At 67.2% G+C, this 23,207-nt stretch carries 23 protein-coding genes; 11 read left to right on the top strand and 12 right to left on the bottom strand.

The features are described 5' to 3' along the window. Positions 1 to 22: 22 nt before the first annotated feature. Genes AADH62_RS02290 through AADH62_RS02280 form a run of 3 tightly spaced genes read right to left on the bottom strand, consistent with a single transcriptional unit; the run spans position 23 to position 3,227 of the window. Complete coding sequence (locus AADH62_RS02290) at positions 23 to 1,540, bottom strand: sugar ABC transporter ATP-binding protein (protein ID WP_231860901.1); 1,518 nt, start codon at positions 1,538 to 1,540, stop codon at positions 23 to 25. A gap of 8 nt (positions 1,541 to 1,548) precedes the next feature. Then, on the bottom strand, positions 1,549 to 2,199 hold the full coding sequence (locus AADH62_RS02285; protein ID WP_061683272.1) for a DUF2291 family protein: 651 nt from the start codon (positions 2,197 to 2,199) through the stop codon (positions 1,549 to 1,551). After that, positions 2,196 to 3,227: a zinc-dependent alcohol dehydrogenase family protein gene (locus AADH62_RS02280; protein ID WP_061683285.1), complete on the bottom strand. Its 1,032-nt coding sequence runs from the start codon at positions 3,225 to 3,227 to the stop codon at positions 2,196 to 2,198. Before AADH62_RS02280 ends, AADH62_RS02285 begins: the two co-directional genes overlap by 4 nt. A gap of 227 nt (positions 3,228 to 3,454) precedes the next feature. Between AADH62_RS02280 and tkt the strand changes: the two genes are divergently transcribed. From tkt to AADH62_RS02260, 4 genes are read left to right on the top strand one after another with little or no spacing between them, the layout of a single operon-like run. Beyond that, positions 3,455 to 5,539 (top strand): transketolase, encoded by a 2,085-nt coding sequence (tkt, locus tag AADH62_RS02275; protein WP_341578117.1) that lies wholly within the window; start codon positions 3,455 to 3,457, stop codon positions 5,537 to 5,539. Then, positions 5,536 to 6,651, top strand: coding sequence for a transaldolase (gene tal / locus AADH62_RS02270; protein WP_061683274.1), 1,116 nt, complete (start codon positions 5,536 to 5,538; stop codon positions 6,649 to 6,651). Before tkt ends, tal begins: the two co-directional genes overlap by 4 nt. Continuing rightward, a complete protein-coding gene (locus AADH62_RS02265; protein WP_231860903.1) occupies positions 6,597 to 7,682 on the top strand; it encodes an NAD(P)-dependent alcohol dehydrogenase in 1,086 nt (361 codons plus the stop codon). The genes tal and AADH62_RS02265 overlap by 55 nt, the downstream gene beginning before the upstream one ends. Positions 7,683 to 7,708: 26 nt before the next feature. After that, on the top strand, positions 7,709 to 8,626 hold the full coding sequence (locus tag AADH62_RS02260) for a ribokinase (RefSeq protein WP_341578114.1): 918 nt from the start codon (positions 7,709 to 7,711) through the stop codon (positions 8,624 to 8,626). Between the two features lie 19 nt (positions 8,627 to 8,645). On the opposite strand, the gene AADH62_RS02255 is transcribed toward AADH62_RS02260, so the two are convergent. The 5 genes from AADH62_RS02255 to AADH62_RS02235 form a co-directional block, all read right to left on the bottom strand. Continuing rightward, the gene (locus AADH62_RS02255) at positions 8,646 to 8,945 is read right to left on the bottom strand and encodes a hypothetical protein (protein ID WP_061683277.1); all 300 of its coding nucleotides are present in this window, start codon (positions 8,943 to 8,945) and stop codon (positions 8,646 to 8,648) included. A 432-nt stretch (positions 8,946 to 9,377) separates the two neighbouring features. Then, positions 9,378 to 9,554, bottom strand: a complete 177-nt coding sequence (locus AADH62_RS02250) for a hypothetical protein (RefSeq protein WP_341578112.1) — start codon at positions 9,552 to 9,554, stop codon at positions 9,378 to 9,380. A 61-nt stretch (positions 9,555 to 9,615) separates the two neighbouring features. Beyond that, a complete protein-coding gene (locus tag AADH62_RS02245; RefSeq protein ID WP_341578111.1) occupies positions 9,616 to 10,332 on the bottom strand; it encodes an SDR family oxidoreductase in 717 nt (238 codons plus the stop codon). After that, the gene (locus AADH62_RS02240) at positions 10,329 to 10,850 is read right to left on the bottom strand and encodes an LLM class flavin-dependent oxidoreductase (protein WP_341578110.1); all 522 of its coding nucleotides are present in this window, start codon (positions 10,848 to 10,850) and stop codon (positions 10,329 to 10,331) included. Before AADH62_RS02240 ends, AADH62_RS02245 begins: the two co-directional genes overlap by 4 nt. Further along, positions 10,851 to 11,096 (bottom strand): ferredoxin, encoded by a 246-nt coding sequence (locus AADH62_RS02235; RefSeq protein ID WP_341578109.1) that lies wholly within the window; start codon positions 11,094 to 11,096, stop codon positions 10,851 to 10,853. An 87-nt stretch (positions 11,097 to 11,183) separates the two neighbouring features. On the opposite strand from AADH62_RS02235, the gene soxR reads away from it, so the two are divergent. From soxR to AADH62_RS14550, 5 genes are all read left to right on the top strand, one after another. After that, a complete protein-coding gene (soxR, locus tag AADH62_RS02230) occupies positions 11,184 to 11,648 on the top strand; it encodes a redox-sensitive transcriptional activator SoxR (RefSeq protein ID WP_341578108.1) in 465 nt (154 codons plus the stop codon). Between the two features lie 89 nt (positions 11,649 to 11,737). Further along, on the top strand, positions 11,738 to 12,337 hold the full coding sequence (locus AADH62_RS02225) for a superoxide dismutase (protein ID WP_341578107.1): 600 nt from the start codon (positions 11,738 to 11,740) through the stop codon (positions 12,335 to 12,337). A 106-nt stretch (positions 12,338 to 12,443) separates the two neighbouring features. Next, entirely contained in the window at positions 12,444 to 13,019 is a 576-nt protein-coding gene (locus tag AADH62_RS02220; protein ID WP_341578106.1) for a flavin reductase family protein, read from the top strand. Then, positions 13,016 to 14,521: a DHA2 family efflux MFS transporter permease subunit gene (locus AADH62_RS02215; protein ID WP_341578105.1), complete on the top strand. Its 1,506-nt coding sequence runs from the start codon at positions 13,016 to 13,018 to the stop codon at positions 14,519 to 14,521. Before AADH62_RS02220 ends, AADH62_RS02215 begins: the two co-directional genes overlap by 4 nt. Further along, positions 14,518 to 15,219: a DUF3817 domain-containing protein gene (locus AADH62_RS14550; protein ID WP_425355635.1), complete on the top strand. Its 702-nt coding sequence runs from the start codon at positions 14,518 to 14,520 to the stop codon at positions 15,217 to 15,219. The genes AADH62_RS02215 and AADH62_RS14550 overlap by 4 nt, the downstream gene beginning before the upstream one ends. Here AADH62_RS14550 and AADH62_RS02210 read toward each other — a convergent pair. From AADH62_RS02210 to AADH62_RS02200, 3 genes are all read right to left on the bottom strand, one after another. Next, complete coding sequence (locus AADH62_RS02210; RefSeq protein WP_341578278.1) at positions 15,204 to 16,637, bottom strand: aldehyde dehydrogenase; 1,434 nt, start codon at positions 16,635 to 16,637, stop codon at positions 15,204 to 15,206. The two genes, AADH62_RS14550 and AADH62_RS02210, sit on opposite strands and share 16 nt — an antisense overlap. Positions 16,638 to 16,714: 77 nt before the next feature. Next, entirely contained in the window at positions 16,715 to 17,815 is a 1,101-nt protein-coding gene (locus AADH62_RS02205) for a Zn-dependent alcohol dehydrogenase (RefSeq protein WP_341578104.1), read from the bottom strand. A gap of 8 nt (positions 17,816 to 17,823) precedes the next feature. After that, the gene (locus AADH62_RS02200) at positions 17,824 to 19,290 is read right to left on the bottom strand and encodes an aldehyde dehydrogenase family protein (RefSeq protein WP_341578103.1); all 1,467 of its coding nucleotides are present in this window, start codon (positions 19,288 to 19,290) and stop codon (positions 17,824 to 17,826) included. Positions 19,291 to 19,641: 351 nt separating this feature from the next. Here AADH62_RS02200 and AADH62_RS02195 point away from each other — a divergent pair, with 351 nt between their 5' ends. After that, positions 19,642 to 20,850, top strand: coding sequence for an FAD-dependent monooxygenase (locus AADH62_RS02195; RefSeq protein ID WP_341578102.1), 1,209 nt, complete (start codon positions 19,642 to 19,644; stop codon positions 20,848 to 20,850). A gap of 36 nt (positions 20,851 to 20,886) precedes the next feature. Further along, positions 20,887 to 21,693: an IclR family transcriptional regulator domain-containing protein gene (locus AADH62_RS02190; protein ID WP_341578101.1), complete on the top strand. Its 807-nt coding sequence runs from the start codon at positions 20,887 to 20,889 to the stop codon at positions 21,691 to 21,693. A gap of 241 nt (positions 21,694 to 21,934) precedes the next feature. Here AADH62_RS02190 and AADH62_RS02185 read toward each other — a convergent pair whose 3' ends face one another. Further along, entirely contained in the window at positions 21,935 to 23,206 is a 1,272-nt protein-coding gene (locus tag AADH62_RS02185) for a PucR family transcriptional regulator (protein WP_341578100.1), read from the bottom strand. Position 23,207: the final 1 nt, after the last annotated feature.

Below are 23,207 nucleotides of genomic sequence, written 5' to 3'. Positions count from 1 at the left end.
TGTCGGATCCGTTCTGGTGTGTTCAGGCGGCCACGGCCTCGCCGGAGGCGGCCATGATCATGTCTTTGGTGGCGTCAGGTCCGAACTCTGCGGAGATCCGGCCTCGGCGCATCACGATGATGCGGTGCGCGATGCTCAGGCACTCGCCCACTTCGGAGGTGGAGAAGACGACGGCCAGGCCTTCGCGTGCACGTTCGGCGAGGAGGCGGAACACCTCCGCCTTGGCGCCGACGTCGATGCCTCGGCTGGGCTCGTCCAGCAGCATGACGCGCGGCCCGGTGGCCACGATCTTGCCGATGACCACCTTCTGCTGGTTGCCGCCGGAGAGGGCACCGATGGGAAGCTCGGGACCGGGCGTCTTGACCGTGACCGCCTTGATGAGCTCTACAGAGCGCTTCTTCTCCAGCCGACGAGAGATCACACCGCGTCGAATGCTGTCGTCGAGGCTCGCAAGGGTGAGGTTGGTGCCGACGTCGAAGGTCTGCACGAGACCGTCTCGCTGACGATCCTCGGGCACGAGTCCGATGCCGGCGGAGATGCGCTCGGCGATCGTGTCGTGCAGAACCGAACGTCCCTCCAAGAGGATGTCGCCCGCGGCGACCGGCTCCTTGCCGGCGATCGCCTCCAGCAGCTCCGTGCGCCCGGCTCCCATGAGCCCGTAGATGCAGACGATCTCTCCGGCGCGCACTTCGAGGTTCAGGCGATTGACGATCGCACGTTCGGGGTTCTCACGATCGACGACGGTGAGCCTATCGACGTGCAGTGCGACCTCTCCGAAGCCGTATCCGGAAGGCGGTGAGCCGAGGTCGAAGTTGTCTCCGACCATGTTGCGCACGATCCACTCCAGGTCGATCTGACTGCGCTCGCCCCGAGCGGTCATGTTGCCGTCTCGCAGAACGACCGCGTGGTCTGTGACTTCGAGCGCCTCTTCGAGGTGGTGGGAGATGTAGACGATCGCGACACCGCGGGCGAGAAGATCATGGATGACGCCGAACAGGACCTCGACCTCCGCGGCCGCCAGAGCGGACGTCGGCTCGTCCATGATCAGGATGCGGGAGTTCGCCGACAGGGCGCGGGCGATCTCGATGATCTGCTGCTGGCCGACCCGCAGGTCCGCGACGAGCGTGTCGGGTTCGATCGGGAGCTGGAGGTCGTCCAGCAGCGCGCGTGCCTGACGGGTCTCCTCTGCGAAGTCCACCCCGAATGGCCCGGTGATCTCTCGTCCCATGAAGATGTTGTCGCGGATCGACAGATTCGGAGCCAGGCTCAGCTCCTGGTGGATGATCGAGATCCCTCGATCGCGGGCATCATTGGTGGACGAGAACACGACGGGCTCACCGTCGAGGACGATCTCACCCGACGTGGGCTGCTCGACACCGGAGAGGATCTTCATCAGCGTCGACTTGCCGGCTCCGTTCTCACCGAACAGCGTCGTGACCGTGCCCTTGCGGATCTCGAAGTTCACGCCCTTGAGCGCGCGGGTGCCGCCATACGTCTTGACGATGTTGCGCGCCTCGAGGACGACCTCGTCGAATGTCACGCGGTCGCTCATTGCACGCTCAGTTCGACGGGCGTGACGAGCCACGCGGCGGGATTGACGAGGGTGAACGCGCCGGTGACCTCAATGGTCTTGCCCGTGAGGTTCGTCGTGTCCACATCCGCGAGCACCGTCTTCTTCAACTCGTCGTTGAGCGCCGATGCGGCGTTCTGGAAGTCGATCTGGTTCGTGAACTGACCGAAGGTGATGTCGCCCGTCGCGTCGCGGAGATCCGTGCCGTTGATCGCCGGGCCGGTCTGCACACGGATGAGGAGGTCGTCGGGCACCCCGTCGACGGTCACTTCGTAGATGCCCGACTGCCCCTCGCCGACGACGCCGGTGAAGGTCACGCTGTAGACGGGCCCGCCTGAACTCTGGACGGCGTACTCCTTGGCGGCTGCGTCGGGGTCGGCGGCGATGGCATCCGCGAGCGTCGTCGCATCCGTGGCCTTGTCGACGATCGTCGACTGGACGGTGGGGAAGTTCTCCGCCCCGAAAGTCGCCGGGTCGAAGTCGACCGCGCCCTGCGCCAGCGGATCGTCGCTGGAGACGACCTTCGTACCGAGCACGATCCCGAGCAGAACGAGCACGATGACACCGATCCAGACGCCTCGCTTGGCGCCCGCGGACAGCCTGCGGCGGCCGACTGCGGCGGCACTCACAGGAAGACCCGCGATTCGGTGTCGTTCGGGCGGATCTGGAGCTTGCGCCCCTCGCCCTTGCGGAACATCTCCAGCGCCTGGCTGTAGTCGTCCAGCGTGAAGGAGTGGCTGATCATCGCGGTGGCATTGATCGCCCCGGCCTCGAAGAGCTCGACGGCGCGGCCGAAGGAGTTGAGCACGGCCATCGTGCCGACGATGGAGATCTCGTCGCGGTAGACGCGGAACGGCGAGAACTGCGCGGTGCGGTCTGCGGGCGCGACGCCGAAGTCCTGGAAGAAGCCGGCGGGCTTGACGCGCGTGAGGGCATCCTCGATCGCGCGGATGTTGCCGGTGCAGTCGATGACGACGTCCCACTTCTCGCGGTCGGCCTCGTCGGCGGACGTGTAGCGCAGCTCGATGCCGCACTCCTCGGCCGTCTTCAGACGCGCCTCATTGAGGTCGACGATCGTGACGGTCGACGCGCCCGCGCGGGTGGCAAGCTGCGCCATCAGCAGGCCCATCGTGCCCGCGCCGTAGACGAGCACGTGGTCTCCGAGCCGGCGCGGGAGGACATCCCAGCCCCGGATCGCGCAGGCGAGCGGCTCGATGAGCGCGGCCTCGTAGAGGTCGGTCTCCGGCTTCAGCTTGTACACGTTACTGGCGGGAGCCGTGAAGTACTCCTGCGATGCGCCGTCGGAGGCGACCACGCCGAGTCCGTTCCAGAAACGGCAGAGGTTCTGGTGTCCGTTGAGGCAGAACTCGCACTCCCCACACGTCGTGCTCGGGTTGACCGCGACGTGATCCCCCACCTGGAAGTCGAAGACGCCGCTGTTCACATCCTCGCCGAGAGCGACGATGGTTCCCGTGGCCTCATGACCGGGGACCAGCGGGAAGACGGTTCCTTCGAACTCGCCGTCGAACACGTGGGTGTCCGTGCCGCAGATGCCGACTGCGGCCGTCTTGATGAGGATCTCCTTGTAGCCGGGCTCCGGCACGGCCCGCTCCTCGAGGGCCAGCTCACCTTCTGAGGTGAAGACAACTGCGCGCATCACTGCTCCCGTTTCCGTCACCGTCGACGCATCCCTACGAGCGACGGTGCTCGATCTCTGTTCCTGATCAGGCCCCTGCGGCCCTGGGGAACAGTCTGCGGGGAATCAACCCCGTGTTATGTTTGATGTGATCTTGTCACGAGTTCCCGTGACATGCAACATTGGAACATCACATTTTGATCATGGTCGCAGTGATGCGATCAACACGCCGCCGCGAAAGGGCTCGGATGTCGAAGCTGACCTGGGAAGAGATCGATCGGCGTGCGGTGGATACCGCTCGCGTGCTGGCGGCGGATGCCGTCGAGAGGGTGGGCAACGGCCACCCTGGAACGGCGATGAGCCTGGCTCCGGTGGCGTATCTGCTGTACCAGCGGATCATGCGCCATGATCCCGCGGACACCGAGTGGATGGGCCGAGACCGGTTCATCCTCTCCGCCGGCCACTCCTCTCTCACCCAGTACACCCAGCTGTACCTCGGCGGATTCGGCCTCGAACTCGCCGACCTCGAGGCTCTGCGCACGTGGGGATCGCTGACCCCCGGACATCCCGAGTTTGGACACACCAAGGGCGTCGAGATCACTACCGGTCCCCTCGGCACGGGCATCGCCTCCGCCGTGGGGTTCGCGTACGCGTCGCGCTACGAGCGCGGCCTGTTCGACCCGGATGCCGCTGCGGGCACGAGCCCTTTCGACCATTTCGTCTACGTCATCGCCGGCGACGGCGACCTGCAGGAGGGCGTCTCGAGCGAGGCATCCTCGCTCGCCGGACACCAGCAGCTCGGCAACCTCGTGGTGATCTACGACGCGAACCGGATCTCCATCGAAGGCGACACGGACGTCTCGTTCACCGAGGACGTCGCGGCGCGATACCGCGCGTACGGCTGGGACGTGCGCGAGGTCGACTGGTCATCGAGCGGCTCCTACATCGAGGACGTCCCCGAGCTGTTCGACGCGATCGAGGGAGCCAAGTCGGTCACCGACAAGCCGTCGCTCATCGTGCTGCGGACGGTCATCGGATGGCCCGCGCCGAACAAGCGCGGCACCGAGTCGGCGCACGGCGCCGCACTCGGCCCGGGCGAGGTCGCCGCGACCAAGGAGCTGCTCGGCTTCGACCCCGCGGCTGCGTTCGTCGTGGAGCGGCCCGTCATCGAACACACGCGCGCTCTGAGCGAGCGGGCGGCAGAGATCCGGAGCGCCTGGCAGCACGGCTTCGACGCGTGGGCCGCCGCCAACCCCACCCGCAAGGAACTGCTCGACCGCCTCACCGCTGGCGAGCTGCCCGAGGGCATCACCGACGCACTCCCCGTCTGGGAGGAGGGCGCGTCGGTGGCGACCCGCGCGGCGAGCGGCAAGATCATCAACGCCCTCGCCGCCGAGCTTCCCGAACTCTGGGGCGGATCGGCCGACTTGGCCGGCTCCAACAACACCACGATCGACGGCGCGCGCAGCTTCCTCCCGGCCGGGACCTCGACGCACGACTGGACGGGAGACCCCTACGGACGGGTGCTGCACTTCGGCATCCGCGAGTTCGCAATGGGAACGATTCTCAACGGCATCGTGCTGCACGGGCCCACCCGCCCGTTCGGCGGCACGTTCCTGATCTTTAGCGACTACATGCGTGCCGCCGTCCGCCTGGCCGCGCTCATGCGAATCCCCTCGATCTTCGTATGGACACACGACTCGGTCGCACTCGGCGCCGACGGGCCGACGCACCAGCCGATCGAGCAGCTGTCGACCCTCCGAGCCATCCCGGGACTGGACGTCGTCCGGCCCGCCGACGCCAACGAGACGGCGTGGGCCTGGCACACGATCCTCACGCGGCGGTCGACTCCCGCCGGCCTCGCCCTGTCGCGGCAGAACCTGCCCGTCGTCACGACCGGGGAGCAGACCGAGCGGGGCGCGTACGTGCTCGCTGAGGCCGACGGAGCGCTCCAGGCGATCCTCATCGCCACGGGGTCCGAGGTCTCGCTCGCGCTCGAGGCCCGCGCGGCACTGCAGGCAGAGGGGATCGGGGTGCGGGTGGTCTCGGCGCCGTGCCTGGAGTGGTTCGAGGAGCAGAGCGACGAATACCGCGAGCAGGTCCTGCCCGCCGCGGTGACCGCGCGGGTCTCCGTGGAAGCGGGGCTCGCACTCAGCTGGTGGCGCTACCTGGGCAGCCACGGCCGCGCCGTGTCGATCGAACATTTCGGGGCATCCGCCGACGGTGCTGAACTGCTCGAACGGTTCGGCATCACGGTCGAGGCGGTCCTCGCCGCGACTCGTGCCACCATCGCCGCCTCCGGAGCGGCCGTACTCATCGAGGAGAACGCATGAGCACCCCCACGCACGATCTCGCCACCGCCGGCGTCAGCATCTGGCTCGACGATCTGTCGCGTCACCGAATCGACTCCGGCAACCTCCAGGAGCTGATCGACACTCGCGATGTGACCGGCGTCACCACGAACCCGACCATCTTCCAGGCCGCCATCGGCAACCCTGACGACGATTCCTACGCACCCGCGCTGGCTGCGCTGGGTGCGAGCGGAGCAGACGCGGATGCCGCGATCTTCGCTCTCACGACGGAGGATGTCCAGGCCGCGTGCGACATCTTCCGGCCCGTGTTCGACCGCAGCGGTGGCGTCGACGGGCGGGTCTCGATCGAGGTCTCGCCCGATCTTGCGCACGACACCGAAGGCACGATCGCCGAGGCCAAGCGGCTGTGGGCGAAGGTCGACCGCCGCAACGCGCTCATCAAGATCCCGGCGACGAAGGCGGGCCTTCCGGCCATCACCGCGGTGATCGGAGCAGGGATCTCGGTGAACGTGACCCTCATCTTCTCGCTCGAGCGCTACGGCGAGGTCATCGACGCCTACCTCGCGGGCATCCGTCGCGCCCGCGCCGGACGCATCGACCTCACCACGATCCACTCCGTCGCGTCCTTCTTCGTCTCACGCGTGGACACCGAAGTCGACAAGCGGCTGACCGCGATCGGCACCGACACGGCGTTGGCGTTGCGGGGTGCAGCCGGGATCGCCAACGCGCGATTGGCCTACGAACTGTTCGCGCAGCGCTTCGCCGACCCCGAGGTCCGCAAGCTCGTGGCGGCCGGAGCGAACGTCCAGCGGCCCCTGTGGGCGTCGACGGGCGTCAAGGACCCGGCACTGCCGGACACGGTGTACGTCACCGAGCTCGTCGCACGCTGGACAGTGAACACCATGCCCGAGAAGACGCTCGAGGCGACGTTCGACCACGCCCGCGTGAGCGGTGACACCATCACGAGCGGATATGCCGCCGCGCACGCGGTGTTCGAGCATCTCACGTCCGTCGGCGTCGATTTCACCGACGCCACCCAGATGCTCGAGGACGAAGGCATCGCGAAGTTTATCGACTCGTGGCACGACCTACAGCGCACCGTCGCGACCGCACTCGAAGGGGCGCGCGCGTGACCTCGGGCAATATGGCCGCGAGCGTGCTCGTCGCCGCCGGACAGATCGAACTGCAGGAGCGTCCGATCCCGACCCCTGCGCCCGACGAGGTCCTCGTGCGGGTGAGGGCGGTCGGCGTCTGCGGCTCCGACGTGCACTTCTATCACGAGGGCCGACTGGGTGACTGGGTCGTCAGGGAGCCGCTCGTGCTCGGCCACGAATCCGGCGGCACGATCGTGGATGTGGGCTCCGGCGTCGACGCCGGTCGGATCGGCGAGCGCGTGTCGATTGAGCCGCAGCATCCCTCCCACGGCTCGCCAGAGACTCTGCGCGGCGACTACAACCTCGATCCGCACATGCGTTTCTATGCCGTTCCCGGCACCGACGGAGCCTTCCAGGAGTACGTGACGATCCAGAGCCACTTCGCCCACCCGATCCCGGACACCGTCAGCGACCACGCTGCGGCGCTCATGGAGCCACTGTCGGTGGCGATCGCGACGGCCCGCAAGGCGCGATTCGCGCCCGGTATGCGGGTGCTCATCACCGGTGCGGGCCCGGTGGGCATCGCCACCGCGCAGGTCGCCCGCGCGTACGGTGTCTCCGACGTCATCGTCTCCGACGTCGCCGCTGCGCGACGCGAGACAGCGTTGCGCTTCGGGGCGACCGAGGTGTTCGACCCGGCGGCGACCGCACCGGGCGACCTTCCGGAGACCGATGCGTTCGTGGATGCCTCGGGTGCGGCCCCCGCCGTGCGCAGCGGCATCTCCACACTCCGTTCCGGCGGACGGGCCGTCCTGGTCGGTATGGGGGCGGCGGAGATCTCCTTGCCGGTCACGACGATCCAGAATCGCGAACTGGTCGTGACCGGCGTCTTCCGCTACGCCAACACGTGGCCGACCGCCGTTGCGCTGGCGGCACGCGGCCAGGTGGACCTCGACGCCATGGTGACGGGAACGTTCGCGCTGGACGAGGTGCAGGCCGCTCTCGAGTCGACGCACGAGCCTGAAGTGATGAAGTCGATCGTCGAGCCGTTCCGCCGGTGCGGCCGATAGGATCGGCGACCGTCGGAAGGAGTGGGATGTCGGACTCGCGCATCGTCGTCGTCGGATCATTGAACCTCGACCGCACCTACCGCATGATGCAGCTTCCTCGCGAGGGCGAGTCGCTGCATGCCACCGATCACGCGACGGCACCCGGTGGCAAGGGCGCCAACCAGGCCGTCGCTGCGGCGCGGCTGGGAGCCGCCGTCTCGCTCGTGGGCGCCGTCGGGTCGGATGTCGCGGGCATCGAGCTCAGAGACGCTGTGGCCGCGGCGGGAGTCGACGTCGCGCACGTGCGGCAGGATCCAGAGGCCCCGACGGGCGAGGCCGTCATCTTCGTCGACGCGGCGGGCCGCAATCTCATCGTGGTCTCACAGGGCGCGAACTCGACCGTCGGCGAGCGCGATGTCATCGACGCCGACATCGACGCCGGGTGGATCATCAGCGGGTTCGAGGTTCCGGATGCCGCCGTCGTGGCCGCCGCCGAGCGCGCGCACGAGATCGGCGCACGGTTCGTCCTCAACCCGTCGCCGTTCCGGGCGCTCTCCGAGGCGCTGAGGGAGAAGGTGGATGTCCTCGTGCTCAACGAACACGAACTCGCCGCCGCGACAGGCTCCGCAGCGGGGACCCCGTCCGACGCTGTCCTTCGCGTGGCTCGCGAGGCGTTGCGGGTCCCGCTGCTGGTGGTCACACTTGGATCGCATGGCGCCGCGGCCGGCTCCCGCGACGGCGTCGTCCGCACACCGGCTGTCGCGGTGACCGCCGTCGACACAAGTGGCGCCGGGGACGCATTCACGGGAGCATTCGTCGCCCACCTGGCGGCGGGGGATTCGCTCGATGAGGCTCTCCGACGCGCCTCGGCCGTCGGGGCGTACGCGGTGACGCGCCGCGGAACGCAGAGGTCATACCCAACGCCTGCCGATCTCGACACCTGGCTCAGCGAGAACAGGCACTGAGCCGGGAGTCGCGTCGATGTCAGCGACCGGCCGGGCCGAGCGCCTGACGCCCACGCAGCGACAGCGCCAGCACCAGCGCCACCGCCGCTGCGGCGGCGCAGAAGACGAACCCCCACTGCGCCCCCTGTGCGGTGCCCACCGCGCCGTCACCGGCGGCTTGGCCAGCCGCGAGCAGGCTCGCGCCGATCGCCGTGCCGACGGCGGCGCCGATCTGCTGCAGTGTCGAGATCATCGTGCTGCCGTCCGACGACAGCTCAGCGGGAAGCGAGGTGAGACCCAGCGTCTGCGCGGGCGTTCCCGTGAGCGACACTCCGATCATCAGCAATCTGTCGGATCCGACACTTGTCCGACACCGCCCCTGAGAATCCGTCATTTCAATCGAGAACCTTCAATCATCATGTAGGTTCTCGCTCGAGATGGCGGAAGATGGGGATTCCACAGTGATTGGCATCGGGTTTCGCGCCCGGGATTCCACGCGAAGTGGCGGATCCTTACACCACCACGCACAGGACTTGGCCGGCAACGCGCGCTCGAGCCAGCGGGACCACGCCATCCCCTACCCCGGAAAGAACCTCCAGTGCCGCTTGCGCGTCGCTCCACGGGGTTCCCTCCTGCTCGAGCCAGCGAGGCGCTCCCCGGCGAGGATGGTATTGAGCGTTCGCTGCTCGTGGCAGATGAGGCCCGGAGCGCGCTGCCGTTGCGTTGCGGGTCTTCGCTCGGAGCTTTCCGAACTGGGCATCCCCGGATCATGTCAGCTCGGGAAAGTGAGACCGACTCGGTTGCCTTCGGTGTCTTCGACGTACGCGAAGGCACCGCGACTGCCGCCGATGTTGGTCTTATCTACGAGGATGCGGCCTCCTGCGGGCTCGACACGCGACAACCACGCGTCCATAGCGCTGGACACAGCGCGATAGCCGACGCCCGCCACGCGACGAGCTCGCTCATCTGGTCCGACGCGTGGCGACCGCCGCTGTCGTTGGTCCGCGGGCTCAGCTGAGGCTGGCGCCGCCGTCGACGGGGAGGGTCACGCCGGTGATGTATTCGTTGGTCATGAGGAAGTGGATGGCGTGTGCGATCTCTTCCGCTCGGCCGATGCGGTGCAGCGGGATCCTCGCGGATCGTTCGGCGACCGCCCGCTCCCGGTCTTCGTTGGACCTGGCGAACAGGGGCGTGTCGATGGTTCCTGGGCGCACGACATTGACGCGGATGGGGGCGAGTTCGAGCGCCATGGCACGGCTGAACACTTCGGAGCCGCCGGCGGCGGCACTGAAGACCGCTCCGCCGGGGCGCGGACGGTCGACCCCGGTGCCGGTGCAGAATGTCAGCGATCCAGTCGTCATCCGCGGCGCCGCGTACTTGCTCACGTAGACCGGCCCCCAGAACCGGGAGTCCACGGGGCTGCGCAATGCGGCGACGTCCGTGGTGAGCAGAGCACCGAACGCGAAGGTCCCCGCGAGGTTGACGACGTGATCCACCGACTCCAGCGCGTCGAACAGCGCGCGCACCGCGTCCTCATCGGCGATGTCGAGGGCGACGGTGCGGGTGTCACCGCCGATCTCGTCCCGGGCAGCGTCCAGGCGGTCCGGATCCCGCCCGGCGATGGTGACCTGCGCGCCGGCGTCGTGGGCGATCTTGGCGGTGGCCAGTCCGATACCCGAGCTGCCGCCGATGATCACGACTGAAGCGCTCTCGAGCGTTGTGGTCATTCTTTCTCCGTTCGAAGGGGCTGGGAGGCTGCGGTGCAACCCCCGGGGGCAGCTTTGCACCGGTTACGCGGGCCGTACTCGCCGTTCGAGGGCGACCGCCTCACGGACCGCGGGGCGTCGACGGCCTGACCGCGTGTGAGCCGTGGTGCGCCGTACGCCTCGATCGCGTCCCAGAATGCACCGGCGCCCAGGCCGAGCTCGACCCTCCCGCCGCTGAGCCGGTCGAGCGTTGCGATCTGCTTGGCGAGCATCGCGGGGGGACGCAGCGGAAGGTTCAGCACGTTGCCGGCGAATCGGACGTGCTCCGTTCGCGCTGCGAGATGCCCGATGAGAGTGACGGTGTCGAGGAATCCGGGGTTGTACGGATGGTCCTGGACCGTCACGAGGTCCAAGCCCACCCGCTCAGCCTCGCGAGCGGCATGCTCCAGCTGGGGCAGCGCCGAGGCGGCCGGGGTGATGAAAGACCCGAAGATGAGGTCGTGGCCGTAGTCCATGGTTCTCCCGTCGATCGGCGACACTCAATCGCCCTGCGGAGGCAGGGCTGCCACGAGCGGGTGGTCGAAGGGGAGTACACCGGTGCGCGCGGCGCCGCCGGGCACACCGATCTCGTGGAAGAACTCGACGTTCGCCGCGTAGTAGTCCTGCCATGGGTCGGGGTTGATGTAGAGCATGCGCTCGCCCTCGTAGATGCAGTCGACCGGGCACTCGTCGATGCAGGTGCGGTCCTTCACGTCCACGCACGGCAGGGCGATCACATAGGTCACGGGCACCCCTCGCTTCCCAACGACGACGGCACTACGGCAACGGTAGAATCTCAAGTGAACTTGAGGTCAAATCGATGGGGAGGCGCCATGTCACCCGCTCCGGAACCGGACGAGCTGCTGACGGTCGGCGAGATGAGCCGCCGCACCGGGGTCGCCGTCTCGGCCCTCCGGTACTACGAGGAGCTGGGGCTGATCGCGTCGGAACGCACCTTCGGCAACCAGCGCCGCTATCCCCGGCACATGCTCCGCCGCGTGTCGCTGATCTCCGTCGCCAAGCGCCTGGGCATCCCGCTCACCGACGTCCAGGAGGCGTTCTCGTCGGTCCCGCTCGACCGCACACCCAGCCACGAGGACTGGCAGCGCTCCTCCCGCGCATGGAAGCGGCAGCTCGAAGAGCGTCGCCGCAGCATCGAACGGCTGGAGCACGAACTTACCGGGTGCATCGGCTGCGGGTGCCTCTCGATGAAGGCCTGCGCGCTCCTCAACCCCGGCGACGCCCTCGCAGCGACCGGGGCGGGGCCGAGGCGGCTGGAGGACCTTCCGGGCGACTGAGGGCTGATGGCGCCGTCACGCAGGCCGTGTTTGACCTCAAGTCCGCTTGAGGTTCTAGCGTGAAGGCACACGCCCTGAAAGGACCCCGGATGAGCACCTACACGCTGCCCGAGCTGCCCTATGACTACGCGGCCCTCGAACCGCACATCTCCGCGACCATCATGGAACTGCACCACGGAAAGCATCACCAGGCGTACGTCACCGGTGCGAACGCGGCGCTGGACCAGCTCGAGGAAGCCCGTGCCGCGGGAAGCTTCGCAAATGTCAACAAGCTCGAGAAGGACCTCGCCTTCAACCTCGGCGGCCATCTCAACCACAGCGTGTTCTGGCAGAACCTCTCCCCCGACGGCGGCGGCGAGCCCGAAGGCGAGCTCGCCGCCGCGATCGCCGACCATTTCGGCTCCTTCGACGCGTTCAAAGCGCACTTCACCGCGACCGCGCTCGGCGTGCAGGGCTCGGGCTGGGCCGTGCTCGCCTGGGACGCGCTCGGATCGAAGCCGGTCGTGTTCCAGCTGTTCGACCAGCAGGGCAACGCGCCCCTCGGCGTCACCCCCCTGCTCCAGCTCGACGTCTGGGAGCACGCCTACTACCTCGACTACAAGAACGTCCGCGCCGACTACGTCACGGCGTTCTGGAACATCGCCAACTGGCAAGACGTCGCGCAGCGCCTCGCGGCCGTCACCGCCTGAGCACCCTCATCATCCGGCCACACAGGCCCACACCCGGCACGGTCGCCGCCCGCCCACAAGCGGGACGGCGACGCTCTGCTTTCCCCACCCGAATCGAGCCGCACACATGTCTTCCCGCCCCGAGCACACCTCGTCCCTCTACGACAGCTTCGCGCTGTACGGCAGCGGGGTCACTCTCGTCGCCGTCCGAGACGTCCCGGGCGACCAGGACCGCTTCTTCATCGCAGCCTCTGTCCTCACGAGCTCCGTGAACCCGTTCACGATCGCTCTGTCCGTCGGCCAGGATCGCGATGCCCTCCCCCTCATCACGGCCGGTGCGCCGTGGGCCGTCTCGGTGCTCTCCGGGCTCCACCTCCCGCTCGTGCGCCGGCTCACCGCCCGCACGACTCACGCCGAGCGGCTCGACGCCCTCGGCGCCGCCGGTGCGGAGGTCTCTCCCGAAGGTCCGCTCTGGCTGCCCGACGCTCTCGTGACCCTGTGGTGCACCACGCACGCCACGATGCCACTGCACGATCAGCTCCTCCTCGTGGGCAGAGTCCTTCGCGGCAGCTCCCACCAGGCCGATCTGCCGCTGCTGCGCTGGAACCGGGACTTTCACACCGTCGCCGAACTGCCGAACGGCGAAGCAGCTGTCCCGTCCCGCCGCCGCCCGGTCACCTCTCTCACCACGGAGCTCTCATGACATCCACCCACACCACCCCCATACCCGCCACACCCGAGGTCATCGACCCGCGGAGCATGCGGGTCATCTGGCTGCTGCTGGTCGCCGCGTTCGTCGCGATCCTCAACGAGACGACGATGGGCATCGCGATCCCGCACCTCAACGAGGATCTGAACGTGCCGCCCGAGCTCGGCCAGTGGATGACCAGCGGCTTCATGCTCACCATGGCGGTCGTCATCCCGACCACCGGCTTCCTGCTGCAGCGCTTCACGACCAGGCAGGTCTTCATCGCCGCGATGACCGCGTTCTCCATCGGAACCCTCGTCTGCCTGATCGCCCCCGGCTTCGTCGTCCTGCTCATCGGCCGCGTCATCCAGGCGCTCGGCACCGGCATCATGATGCCGCTGCTGATGACCACTGTCATGAAGGTCGTCCCGCCGCATTCGCGGGGAAGGATGATGGGCCGCGTCAGCCTCGTCATCTCCCTCGCCCCGGCCATCGGACCGACTCTCTCCGGCGCCGTGCTCGACCTGCTCAGCTGGCGCTGGCTGTTCGCCATCGTCCTGCCGATCGCGCTGATCGCCCTCCTCATCGGCGCTCGCTGGATGACCAACCTGGGCGAGACCACCAGGGCGCCGATCGACATCCTCTCCATCATCCTGTCGGCGCTGGCCTTCGGCGGCATCGTCTTCGGACTGACCCAACTCGGCAGGGGCGAAGGCACGCCAGACGCCGCACCCTCCGGCATCCCGCCCACCACGCTCGGCGCGATCACCCTCTCCATCGGCGTCGTGACGCTCGCCCTGTTCGTCTGGCGTCAACTCGTCCTGCAACGCAAGGACGACGCCCTACTGGACCTGCGCGTCTTCCGCTCACGCAACTTCACGATCGCGATCATCATCATGTCCGTCATCGCCTTGGCGATGTTCGGCACACTCACCCTGCTGCCGCTCTACCTGCAGAACGTCGCCGGGCTCGACGCCCTCGCCGCCGGCCTCATCCTGCTCCCCGGGTCGATCCTCATGGGGCTCCTTGCCCCGGTCATGGGACGCATCTACGACGCGAAGGGACCGAAGACACTGCTCGTCCCGGGTACGATCATCATCTCCGCGGTGCTGTTCCTGTACTCGTTGGTCGGTGCGCACACCCCCGTCTGGCAGCTGATCGCGATGCAGACGGCGATGTCGGTCGGCATGGCGATGTCGTTCACACCCCTGTTCTCCGCGTCCCTCGGATCGCTGGAGCGCAGACTCTACTCCCACGGTTCCGCCGTGCTCAACACCCTGCAGCAAGTCGCAGGAGCCGCGGGCGTCGCGATCCTCATCGCCGTCTACTCCAGCCTCCTGCACACCGGCGAACAGCAGGGACTCGACCCGGCCGACGCCGGCGCATCCGGCACGCAGGCCGCGTTCCTCATCGCCGCGATCATCTCACTCGCGCCCGTCATCCTGTCATTCTTCATCCGCAAACCCGCCGACCAGGAAATCCCCGAGGGCGCCGAAGTGCGCGGATCGACGCCGTGACTCCGCGTCGATTCGACAGTTCCGTCCGCGTCGCGTTCCGCACGACCGCGATCGTCGAGGCGTTCAGCTGGCTCGCCCTGCTCACCGCGCTTGTGGTCAAGTACCCGCTGCAGGGATCGCCGCTCGGTGTGACCGTCGCCGGGTGGGTGCACGGCATCGCCTGGATCGCGTTCCTCGTCGCGTGCGTCGCCGCCGCCATCCGATTCCGCTGGGCGTGGTGGGGTGACGCTGCTGGGACTGGTGATGTCGGTGCTGCCGTTCCTGACCGTGCCGTTCGACATCTGGATGGAGCGCACGCACCGCCTGGAGAAGTCCGGCCGTGCGGCGACCGTCCCCGTCGCAGGCCGTTCCCTCGCGAGGACTGCCGCGCACGTCGAGGGGAGTCGCACGAGCTCTCGGCGCCGGGAACAGATTTCGCCCGCCATGGGCGTGCCACGGATGATAGCTCTGCGTCCCGCATTCGGAGCGGCAGCGGAGCACTCAGTCTTCGGAGAATCGCACGAACTTCGCACGTTTCCGTCGATATCCTCCGAAGTTCGTCGCATTCTGCGAGGTTCGTCGCCGGAGAGTTCGCGCAACTTGGATGCGACGTCCTCGGACGGCTGGACGCGCGAGAGCAGCCGCAGCGTCGCCGTGGCTGCCTCCACGCGACCGGCACCCTCGTCGTGGAGAGGATCTCAGGTCACTCGAAGTGGTAGATCGATTTGAGCTGCTGGTAGGCGGCGAGACCTTCCGGTCCCCACTCCTTGCCATAGCCGCTGCCCTTCACTCCACCGAAGGGAGCACCCAGATCGGGAATGTAGCCGTTGATCCCGATCGTGCCGGTCTCCACCGCACGAGCGACACCCATCGCCCGTTCAGGGTTGGATGACCAGACGGTTCCGCCGAGACCGTACTGGGAGTCGCTGGCGATCTGAGCTGCCTCGGCGTCGTCGTGGTACCCGATGACGGTCAGCACCGGTCCGAAGATCTCCTCCTGCGCGACACGCGCGGAGTTCTCGACGTCGGCGAAGAGGGTCGGACGGACGAAGTGGCCGCGCTCCCGGCCCTCGGGACGGCCCGGACCACCTGTCACAACCCGCGCCCCTTCGGCGATTCCGACGTCGATGTAGTCCGCGACGCGTTGCTGCTGGGCGCGACTGGCCAGTGGCCCGAGCAGTGTCGTGTCGTCGAGCGGATCTCCGAGCGGGGTGCTTTCGATCAGCGCCTCGAGCACGTCGATCACTTCGCCGTACCGTGAGCGCGGCGCCAGGATGCGGGTGCCGAGGAAGCACACCTGCCCCGTGTGCGCGAGTGTGGCGTTGAAGAGATTCTGTCCGATCCGCTGCAGGTCGAGATCTGCGTCATCCAGAATGATGGCGGCTGACTTGCCTCCGAGCTCCAGGCTCACCGGCCGCAGGAGCTGCGCGCACGCTGTGGCGACCGCGCGCCCGCCCGCGGTAGAGCCGGTGAAGGCGACCTTGTTGACACCGGGATGTGAGACCAGATAGGCGCCGAGTTCGCGGCCTCCTGGCAGGATGCTCACCACCCCTTCGGGGATGCCGGCGGCCTCGACCGCGTCGGCGAGGATGAACGCGTCGAGCACGGTCTCGGGTGACGGCTTGAGGACAATGGTGTTGCCGGCTGCGAGCTTGGACATTGTCAGGGACTGCGGAACGTTCCAGGGCACGATGCCTGCGACGACGCCGATCGGTGTGCGGCGCACTGTCGTGGAGGCGACGAAGAATCCTGGACGCGTCTCCTCGACGGGCTGGGCCGACACCAGGTCGGCGAAGTAGCGCAGTGTCGCCGACGGGTAGCTCGTTTCGAAGGCTCGTGCGATCGTGATCGGCATCCCGTTCTGTGACGAGACCGCGTGCACGGTAGCCTCGGCCCGCTGGTCGAGTTCGTCAGCGAGCCGTCTGAGCGCCTTTGCCCGATCTTCGGGTTCCCAGGTCGACCAGCCGTGGGGGTCGTCGAACGCACGCCGCGCCGCAGCGACTGCGCGATCCACGTCGGCTTCTGTAGCCTCCGGGACCGACCCGATGACTTCTTCTGTAGCCGCCGAACGAACGGTGATGCGCTGGTCGGACGAAGGGGCGCTGCCAACTCCCCCCGATGAACAGCTCGGCCCGATCGACGTCTGTGGCGATGTTGGTGCTCATGAACTCTCCTTGTTGTCGGGTGGCCCGGTGTTGAGGTCCGCCATCGTTCTCAGAACGAGGTGATGATGCTGCGGGTGACTGAGCCCTTCTTGAGCTCGTCATATGCTTCGTTGATCTGGTCGAGGCGGATCTCACCGGAGATCAGGTCGTCGAGGTCGAGACGACCTTGCAGGTAGTAGTCGGCGTACAGCGGGATGTCGCGTTCGATGTCGGAGGAGCCCATGTACACCCCCTGGATGCGCTTCTGGCCGCGGATGAGGTCCCGGAGCGCGTCGATCTCGATCTTCGCTCCGGGTTTGTGCAGCCCGATGAGGTAGGCGGCGCCGCCTCGGCGTGCCATTCGCACGGCTTGTTCGGACGTCGACTTCAGTCCGATCGCCTCGAAGACGTGGTCTGCGCCGCCACCTGTGGCGGCAAGGACGGCGGCTTCGGCGTCGACTTCGGAGGGGTTGATGGCGTCGGTCGCTCCGAACGTGAGTGCAAGCTCGAGTTTGCGCGGCTGCAGGTCAATGACGACGATGCGTGCGGCGCCGGCCAGTCTCGCGCCGGCCACGACGCTCAGGCCGACGCCGCCTGCGCCGATGACAACCACGGTGTCTCCGGGGTGCACCGAAGCAGTGTTGACCACCGCTCCGACGCCGGTCGCCACTCCGCAGCCGAGGAGAGCTGCTTGCGGGAAGGGCAGGTTGTCAGGGACTTTGGATAGCTGGTTTTGGTGAGCGACGATCCGTTCGGCGAAGGCGCCCAGCCCATAGCCCTGAGACAGGGCGACCCCGTCGCGTGATAGCCGCGGGCGGTCACCTGCGGCGCGAAGGGTGGCATCGGGGTTCTCACACTGGTAGCTGCGCCCTTCCCTGCAGGCGCGGCAGGCGCGACATGTCTGCAGGAGCGATCCGACGACGTGGTCACCTGGAGAGAGGGTGGTCACGTGTGGTCCGGTCTCGATCACGACGCCAGAGACTTCATGACCGAGCACGATGGGCAGAGGGAAGGGTATGTTCCCTTCGGCGACGTGCAGATCGGAGTGGCAGAGGCCGACGGCGCGGACCTCCACGAGCACCTCGTGATGCCGGGGTCCGTCGAGGTGTACGTCCTGGATGCGGAATACTCCGTCGTACGCGTCGACGACTGCCGCGCGGATGGTATCCATGCCCTGCCCTAGCCCAGTGCCGGACGGTGGATGGTGTGGGGCTTCAGGTAGGCGGCGAGACCTTCCGGCCCGAACTCGACGCCGAGTCCCGATTCGTGGCGGCCACCGAAAGGTGCGGCGTGGTTCGGCTGGAACGCATTGACTCCGACCGTTCCGGTGTCCATCCGCCGAGCGACGCGCTCCGCTTCGGCCGGGTTGGCGCCGAAGACGACCCCGCCGAGCCCGTAGCGAGTTCCGTTTGCGAGGCGGATCGCCTCTTCTTCTGTCCCGTACTTCGAGATGGTGAGCACTGGGCCGAAGATCTCTTCCTGTGCGATCCGACTGTCGGGTGAGACGTCGGCGAACACGGTCGGTGTGACGAAGAACCCCCGTTCGAAGGCAGCCTGACCTCCGCCGGTCGTGACTCGGAAACCGTCGTCAATGCCTGAGCGGATGAACTCGAGCACGCTGGACTGCTGGGACGCGGTCGCTGATGGACCGAAGGTCGTCGACTCGTCCAGAGGGTCTCCCTGGCGTCCGGCAGCGATGACGGATGTCACGGCATCCACGATCTCGTCGTATCGGGATGCGGGGGCGAGGATTCGCGTCGAGATGTAGCACGTCTGCCCCGTGTTCCTGAGGCAGCTGCGGATGAGCTGCTGAGACATCGACTCGATGTCGACGTCGTCCAGCACGATGGCAGAGGACTTCCCGCCGAGCTCGAGGGTGACGGGGCGGAGCAGTTCACCGCAGCGTGCAGCGATCCTGCGACCCACAGCGGTAGACCCCGTAAACGCGACCTTGTCCACACCGGGGTGAGCGATGAGGGCGTCTCCGAGCGCACCCGAACCCGTCAGGACGTTGATGACGCCGGCAGGGACTCCGGCGGCTGCCGCGGCCTCGACGACCACGCGGATTGACAGCGGCGTCACGGACGATGGCTTGATGATCGCCGTGCAGCCTGCCAGCAGCGCGGGCGCGAGCTTTCCCATGACGAGGTTGATGGGGTAGTTCCACGGTGCGATGAGCGCGCACACTCCCACCGGGTCCAGGTGGACCACCGAGTCACCGTGCCCCGTGGGGTAGGGCCGAACTGAGTCGCTGGTGACGTAATCAGCCAGAGTGGCGAAGTATCGGAGCATACCGGCGCTGACCGGCGCGGCGAGGCGCGTCTCCGAGATCGGAGTCCCGTTCTCGGCGGTAATGGTCTGCGCGAGCAGCTCGCCGCGCGTCTCCAGCTCGTCCGCCATGCGAAGCATGACGCTTGCTCGATCCTGCGCAGACCTGCTGCTCCAAACGACGAGCGCGCGGCGGGCGGCGTCCACTGCTCGATCAAGATCGACCTCGTCCGCGGTCGGTACGGCCGCCCACTCGTCCTCGGTGGTCGGGTTGACCAGAACCGACCGACCGCTCGCGTGGGCAGGAACGTACTCGCCCTCGATGTAGAGGCTGTCTTCACGGCTGTACGGCAACGCCACTGCGGCGCGAGTACTCATCATTGATCCCCTTCCGGATCCAACTGAAGATGTCGCCTCACGAGCTGTCCGAGCGAGGCGCTCCTCCGTGACGGCTGGTGCGATGAAGGTGAGTTGATGCTTCGCTCGAAGCCCCTTCGCTCCACCGGTACAGCAAACTGTTTCTTCGTATTCCGCAATTTATTCGCTGGTGGCCAAATTAGCCAGCGCCGCTCTCGCTGTCAACCTGCACCGGACCTGCGGGGCTCACGGCGGCGGCCGCGGCGAGCTGGCCGAGTCGCACGCAGAGAGTTGACAACTCCCCGCACTGGATTTAGCCTTCCGTATGGTTTCACATTGCGAATACTTTTCGTTTAACGAAATCTGCCAACCATGACAGATCGGAGTCAGCAGATGACACGCGCTATTCGAGTAGCCATCGTGGGGGGCGGCATCGGTGGCCTGGCTACCGCCGTCGCGTTGAAGCGGCGAGGTATCGATGCCACGGTGTTCGAGCAAGCCAGGGCGCTGACGGAGGTCGGTGCGGGCGTTCAGCTCCAGCCGAACGGCACGCGCCTGCTGCAGAGTCTCGGGCTGGGGGACGCACTGAAGTCGGTAGCTGCGCCCGTCGGGGAGGGCTCGGCCTACTTCCGCCAGGACGGCACGCCCATCGCACCCATCCGCACCACCGATTCCCAAGGCCGACCGGGGATATTGGGCGTCCACCGGGCTGATCTGGTCGGGATCCTCGCGGATGCGCTGCCCGATGACGCTGTCCGCACCGGACACAAGAGCGTCGGATTCGAACAGACAGGATCCGAAGCGACACTCTCCTTCGAAAACGGTGAGCAACTCACGTTCGACGCGGTCATCGCCGCAGACGGCATCCACTCTGCGCTGCAACAGTATGTCGTCGAGCCTTCTGAGCCGGTGTACTCCGGGTCGGTGGCGTTCCGCGGGTACGTCCCGCGAGAGCTCGTCCCCGAGTGGCCAGACCGGGTCTCCCTGCTCTGGATGGGCCCCGACCGGCACATGCTCGTCTACCCCCTGCGCGGCGGGGAGCTCATCAACTACGTCGGGTTCGTGCCGCGCGCGCAGGCTGCGATCGAGTCGTGGTCTGCGCCCGGCGACCCCGACCAGTTGCGGGCGGAGTTCGCCGGTTGGGATCCCCGGATTCAGCGCCTGCTGGAGCAGGTCCAGGAGACGTTCTGGTGGGGACTGCGCGATCGCGCCCCCCTTCCGCGATGGACGCAGGGCCGGCTCACTCTGCTCGGAGACGCCGCGCACCCGATGCTGCCGCACCTTGGCCAGGGCGCGAACCAGTCCATCGAGGACGCCGCCACCCTCGGAGTTCTCCTCGACGGCGCCACGGAGCACGACGTAATCCACCGGCTCCAGACCTACGAGAAGATCCGGCTCCCCCGCGCCGCCCGCGTGCAGCAGGGCGCGCGCGCAAATGGTCTGCGCTACGACTCGGCCTACGTCGATCTCGATCAGAGAGACCGCGAGATTCAGGAGTCTGTTACGTTCCGACTATCGATCTTCGACTACGACGCCCTCGCCGTCGCGGAGGAAGCAGTTGGCGTTCGCGCGCTGAGCTGAGGACTCACGCCAGCTAGCTTGCGTTATGCGCCGAGAATGTCGTATAACGAAAGAATGATGGCAGCAACGACCGTCGATGAACCGCACTCTCGTCCTCGGACCGAAGGTATGAATGGCCTCGCCAAAGGCCTGGCGATAATCGAGTCGTTCAGCTCCACTCGTTCACGTCTCACCGTCTCGCAGGCCGCTGCGGCTTCAGATACGTCGCCCGCAGCGGCGCGGAGGTGCTTGCTGACATTGGCGGAGCTGGGTTACGTCAGCTACGACGGCAAGTACTTCACGCCCACACCGCGCCTCACACTACTCGGTGCGGCATACACTGGCACGGCCTCGCTCCCGCGGCTCGCGCAGCCCCGGCTGGAGGCGGCGCGCGACGAACTGCAGGAAACGGTCTCCCTCGCCGTGCTCGAGGGGCCGAACTCGGCGATCATCGCACGCGCCGAAGCAGATCGGACCGTGTCTGCGTTCATCCGCCTCGGATCCCGGATCCCGGCCTGGCACTCCGCAACCGGCCGTGTCCTGCTCTCCGCTCTCACCGTCAGCGAGCTGGACGACTACCTCGCGTCAGCAGACCTGCAGGCATCCACGTCGAAGGCGATCGTTGATCCCGACGAGATACACGCGCGCGTCCGGCTCGCGGAAGAGGAAGGCTGTGCCTTTACAGACGAGGAGATCGAGTACGGCGTGCGCACGATGGCCGTCGTGGTGAAGGACTCACGGGGGGCGACACGCGCCGCGATGAGCCTCAGCGCCTCCGCGGGCCGATGGACCCTCGCAGACATGCGCACACGGTTCCTCCCCGTTCTCAGGCGTGAAGCGGGCCTGCTCGGCCGTATGCTCTGACCAGTTCGAAACGCTCCCGGAAGACTCAGCGACGAAGCAGGCGAAGCACGCCACGATACTCCTGGGGTGACCCCGAGAGTCTTGCGGAAGAGCGGACGTAGAGCGGTCGCATTGCGAACTCACAGCGATGAGCGGTCGAGCTCCGCGGTCGCGGAAAGAGCCGACGCGGTGTCAGGATCGGCCATCTCGGTAATCGGCGCCGCAATCATCAGCGAGCTCATCGCCTGCCTGGACATCGCGCCTAGGCAGCCGCGGACACGCCCAGTACCTCGGCTGCCAAGAGCGCGACATGTAGTTGGCTGATGTCGGTGCCGATGTTCCTTCCGAGGAGCTCTTCCACTCGATGCAGGCGATAGCCGACCGTGTTCTTCGACACGTACAGACGGCGAGCGGTCTCGATCTGGCTCCGATTCGTGTTGAGATACTCCAGCGCAGTAGCTCTCAGATCTCGCGTCTTTGGGTTGTCTACGGCGAGGCTTCCTAACTGCTCCGTCAGGAAGCGGCGTAGCCGGTTGGGATGCTCGGCAAGCTCCGCAACCGCACCGTACTCGCGGTACGTGAGCGAACGACCTAGATTGCGTCCGTCAGACAGTGCGATCATCCGCTGTAGGGCGCGCGCCTCGTCATGGCTGGCGGCAAAGCCGGCGAGCCCCTGACCGGGCAGGCCTACAGTCACCGTCGCGTACTGACATGGGTCAGGCGGTGCGAGCCGCAGACCCTCGGCTGTGGGCACGTAGCCCCATGCCCAGAGCACAGTCGGTGCGACCACCACGTCGAAGATCTGCACGCATCCCATGCCCCGGAGCGCCCTCTCGGCTTGCTTTCGCAGCCGATCCGGCCCGCTAAGCCGGCTGAAAGCGACGGCGGCGACATGCACACCCGCGAGCTGGTACTTCGTCACGCGCTGGAACTCCTCGGCGCTGATCCCACCAACCATCAAGCGGTGGACGAACGATGGGTCGCGCGCGCCGCCATCGTGAACGGCGTGTGCGACCTCGCTCAACTCGAGAACCTCGTCGGCGACGTGCTGATGCGCCTCAAGCATGGCGTCCATAACCTGTCGCACGACGACCGAGTGTGAAGCGAGTGGCACACGCTCGGAGACACCGCGAAGCAACGATTGGCCGACGACGCCCTGTGCGGCGGTGAGAGCTCTCAGCACCGTCGGAAGAGTCAGGCCCGCGCGGAACCCTTCCGCCAGCCGCCTACGAAGCTCATCACGAAGCACACGGTCCGGGTCGACCCGGATGATGCGGGCTATGGACGCTGCCGCCATCAATTCCACCGCGCCACGCAACGGTCCCCGCTGGTGCAGTTCAGCGGCGTCGGAGCCGAGTGCCTCGAGGGTTTCGGCGCTGACCTGTGCGCACCACGCACCCGTTCGGGCACCGAACATAGCAACCACTGCAAGGTGGGCCTCCTCCGAAAGCGCGCTCCGCCACGAGACGTCCGCCTTCAGCGCTCCGAGCCACTCGGTGCTGGCGCCGGACCAATGGTCGAGTCGGCGACCCATG

The organism is Microbacterium schleiferi (assembly GCF_038150145.1).
GTDB lineage: Bacteria > Actinomycetota > Actinomycetes > Actinomycetales > Microbacteriaceae > Microbacterium > Microbacterium schleiferi_B.
Note: the sequence above shows the minus strand (reverse complement) of the source record. Positions and strands in the feature narration are given on the sequence as shown.

Bases quoted from the DNA above. Each gene is read 5' to 3' on its own strand.
- AADH62_RS02280 (WP_061683285.1), bottom strand. From the start codon at position 3,227: ATGCGCGCAGTTGTCTTCACCTCAGAAGGTGAGCTGGCCCTCGAGGAG.
- tkt (WP_341578117.1), top strand. From the start codon at position 3,455: ATGTCGAAGCTGACCTGGGAAGAGATCGATCGGCGTGCGGTGGATACC.
- tal (WP_061683274.1), top strand. From the start codon at position 5,536: ATGAGCACCCCCACGCACGATCTCGCCACCGCCGGCGTCAGCATCTGG.
- AADH62_RS02260 (WP_341578114.1), top strand. From the start codon at position 7,709: ATGTCGGACTCGCGCATCGTCGTCGTCGGATCATTGAACCTCGACCGC.
- AADH62_RS02255 (WP_061683277.1), bottom strand. From the start codon at position 8,945: ATGATCGGAGTGTCGCTCACGGGAACGCCCGCGCAGACGCTGGGTCTC.
- AADH62_RS02245 (WP_341578111.1), bottom strand. From the start codon at position 10,332: ATGACCACAACGCTCGAGAGCGCTTCAGTCGTGATCATCGGCGGCAGC.
- soxR (WP_341578108.1), top strand. From the start codon at position 11,184: ATGTCACCCGCTCCGGAACCGGACGAGCTGCTGACGGTCGGCGAGATG.
- AADH62_RS02225 (WP_341578107.1), top strand. From the start codon at position 11,738: ATGAGCACCTACACGCTGCCCGAGCTGCCCTATGACTACGCGGCCCTC.
- AADH62_RS02220 (WP_341578106.1), top strand. From the start codon at position 12,444: ATGTCTTCCCGCCCCGAGCACACCTCGTCCCTCTACGACAGCTTCGCG.
- AADH62_RS02215 (WP_341578105.1), top strand. From the start codon at position 13,016: ATGACATCCACCCACACCACCCCCATACCCGCCACACCCGAGGTCATC.
- AADH62_RS02205 (WP_341578104.1), bottom strand. From the start codon at position 17,815: ATGGATACCATCCGCGCGGCAGTCGTCGACGCGTACGACGGAGTATTC.
- AADH62_RS02200 (WP_341578103.1), bottom strand. From the start codon at position 19,290: ATGAGTACTCGCGCCGCAGTGGCGTTGCCGTACAGCCGTGAAGACAGC.
- AADH62_RS02195 (WP_341578102.1), top strand. From the start codon at position 19,642: ATGACAGATCGGAGTCAGCAGATGACACGCGCTATTCGAGTAGCCATC.
- AADH62_RS02190 (WP_341578101.1), top strand. From the start codon at position 20,887: ATGTCGTATAACGAAAGAATGATGGCAGCAACGACCGTCGATGAACCG.
- AADH62_RS02185 (WP_341578100.1), bottom strand. From the start codon at position 23,206: ATGGGTCGCCGACTCGACCATTGGTCCGGCGCCAGCACCGAGTGGCTC.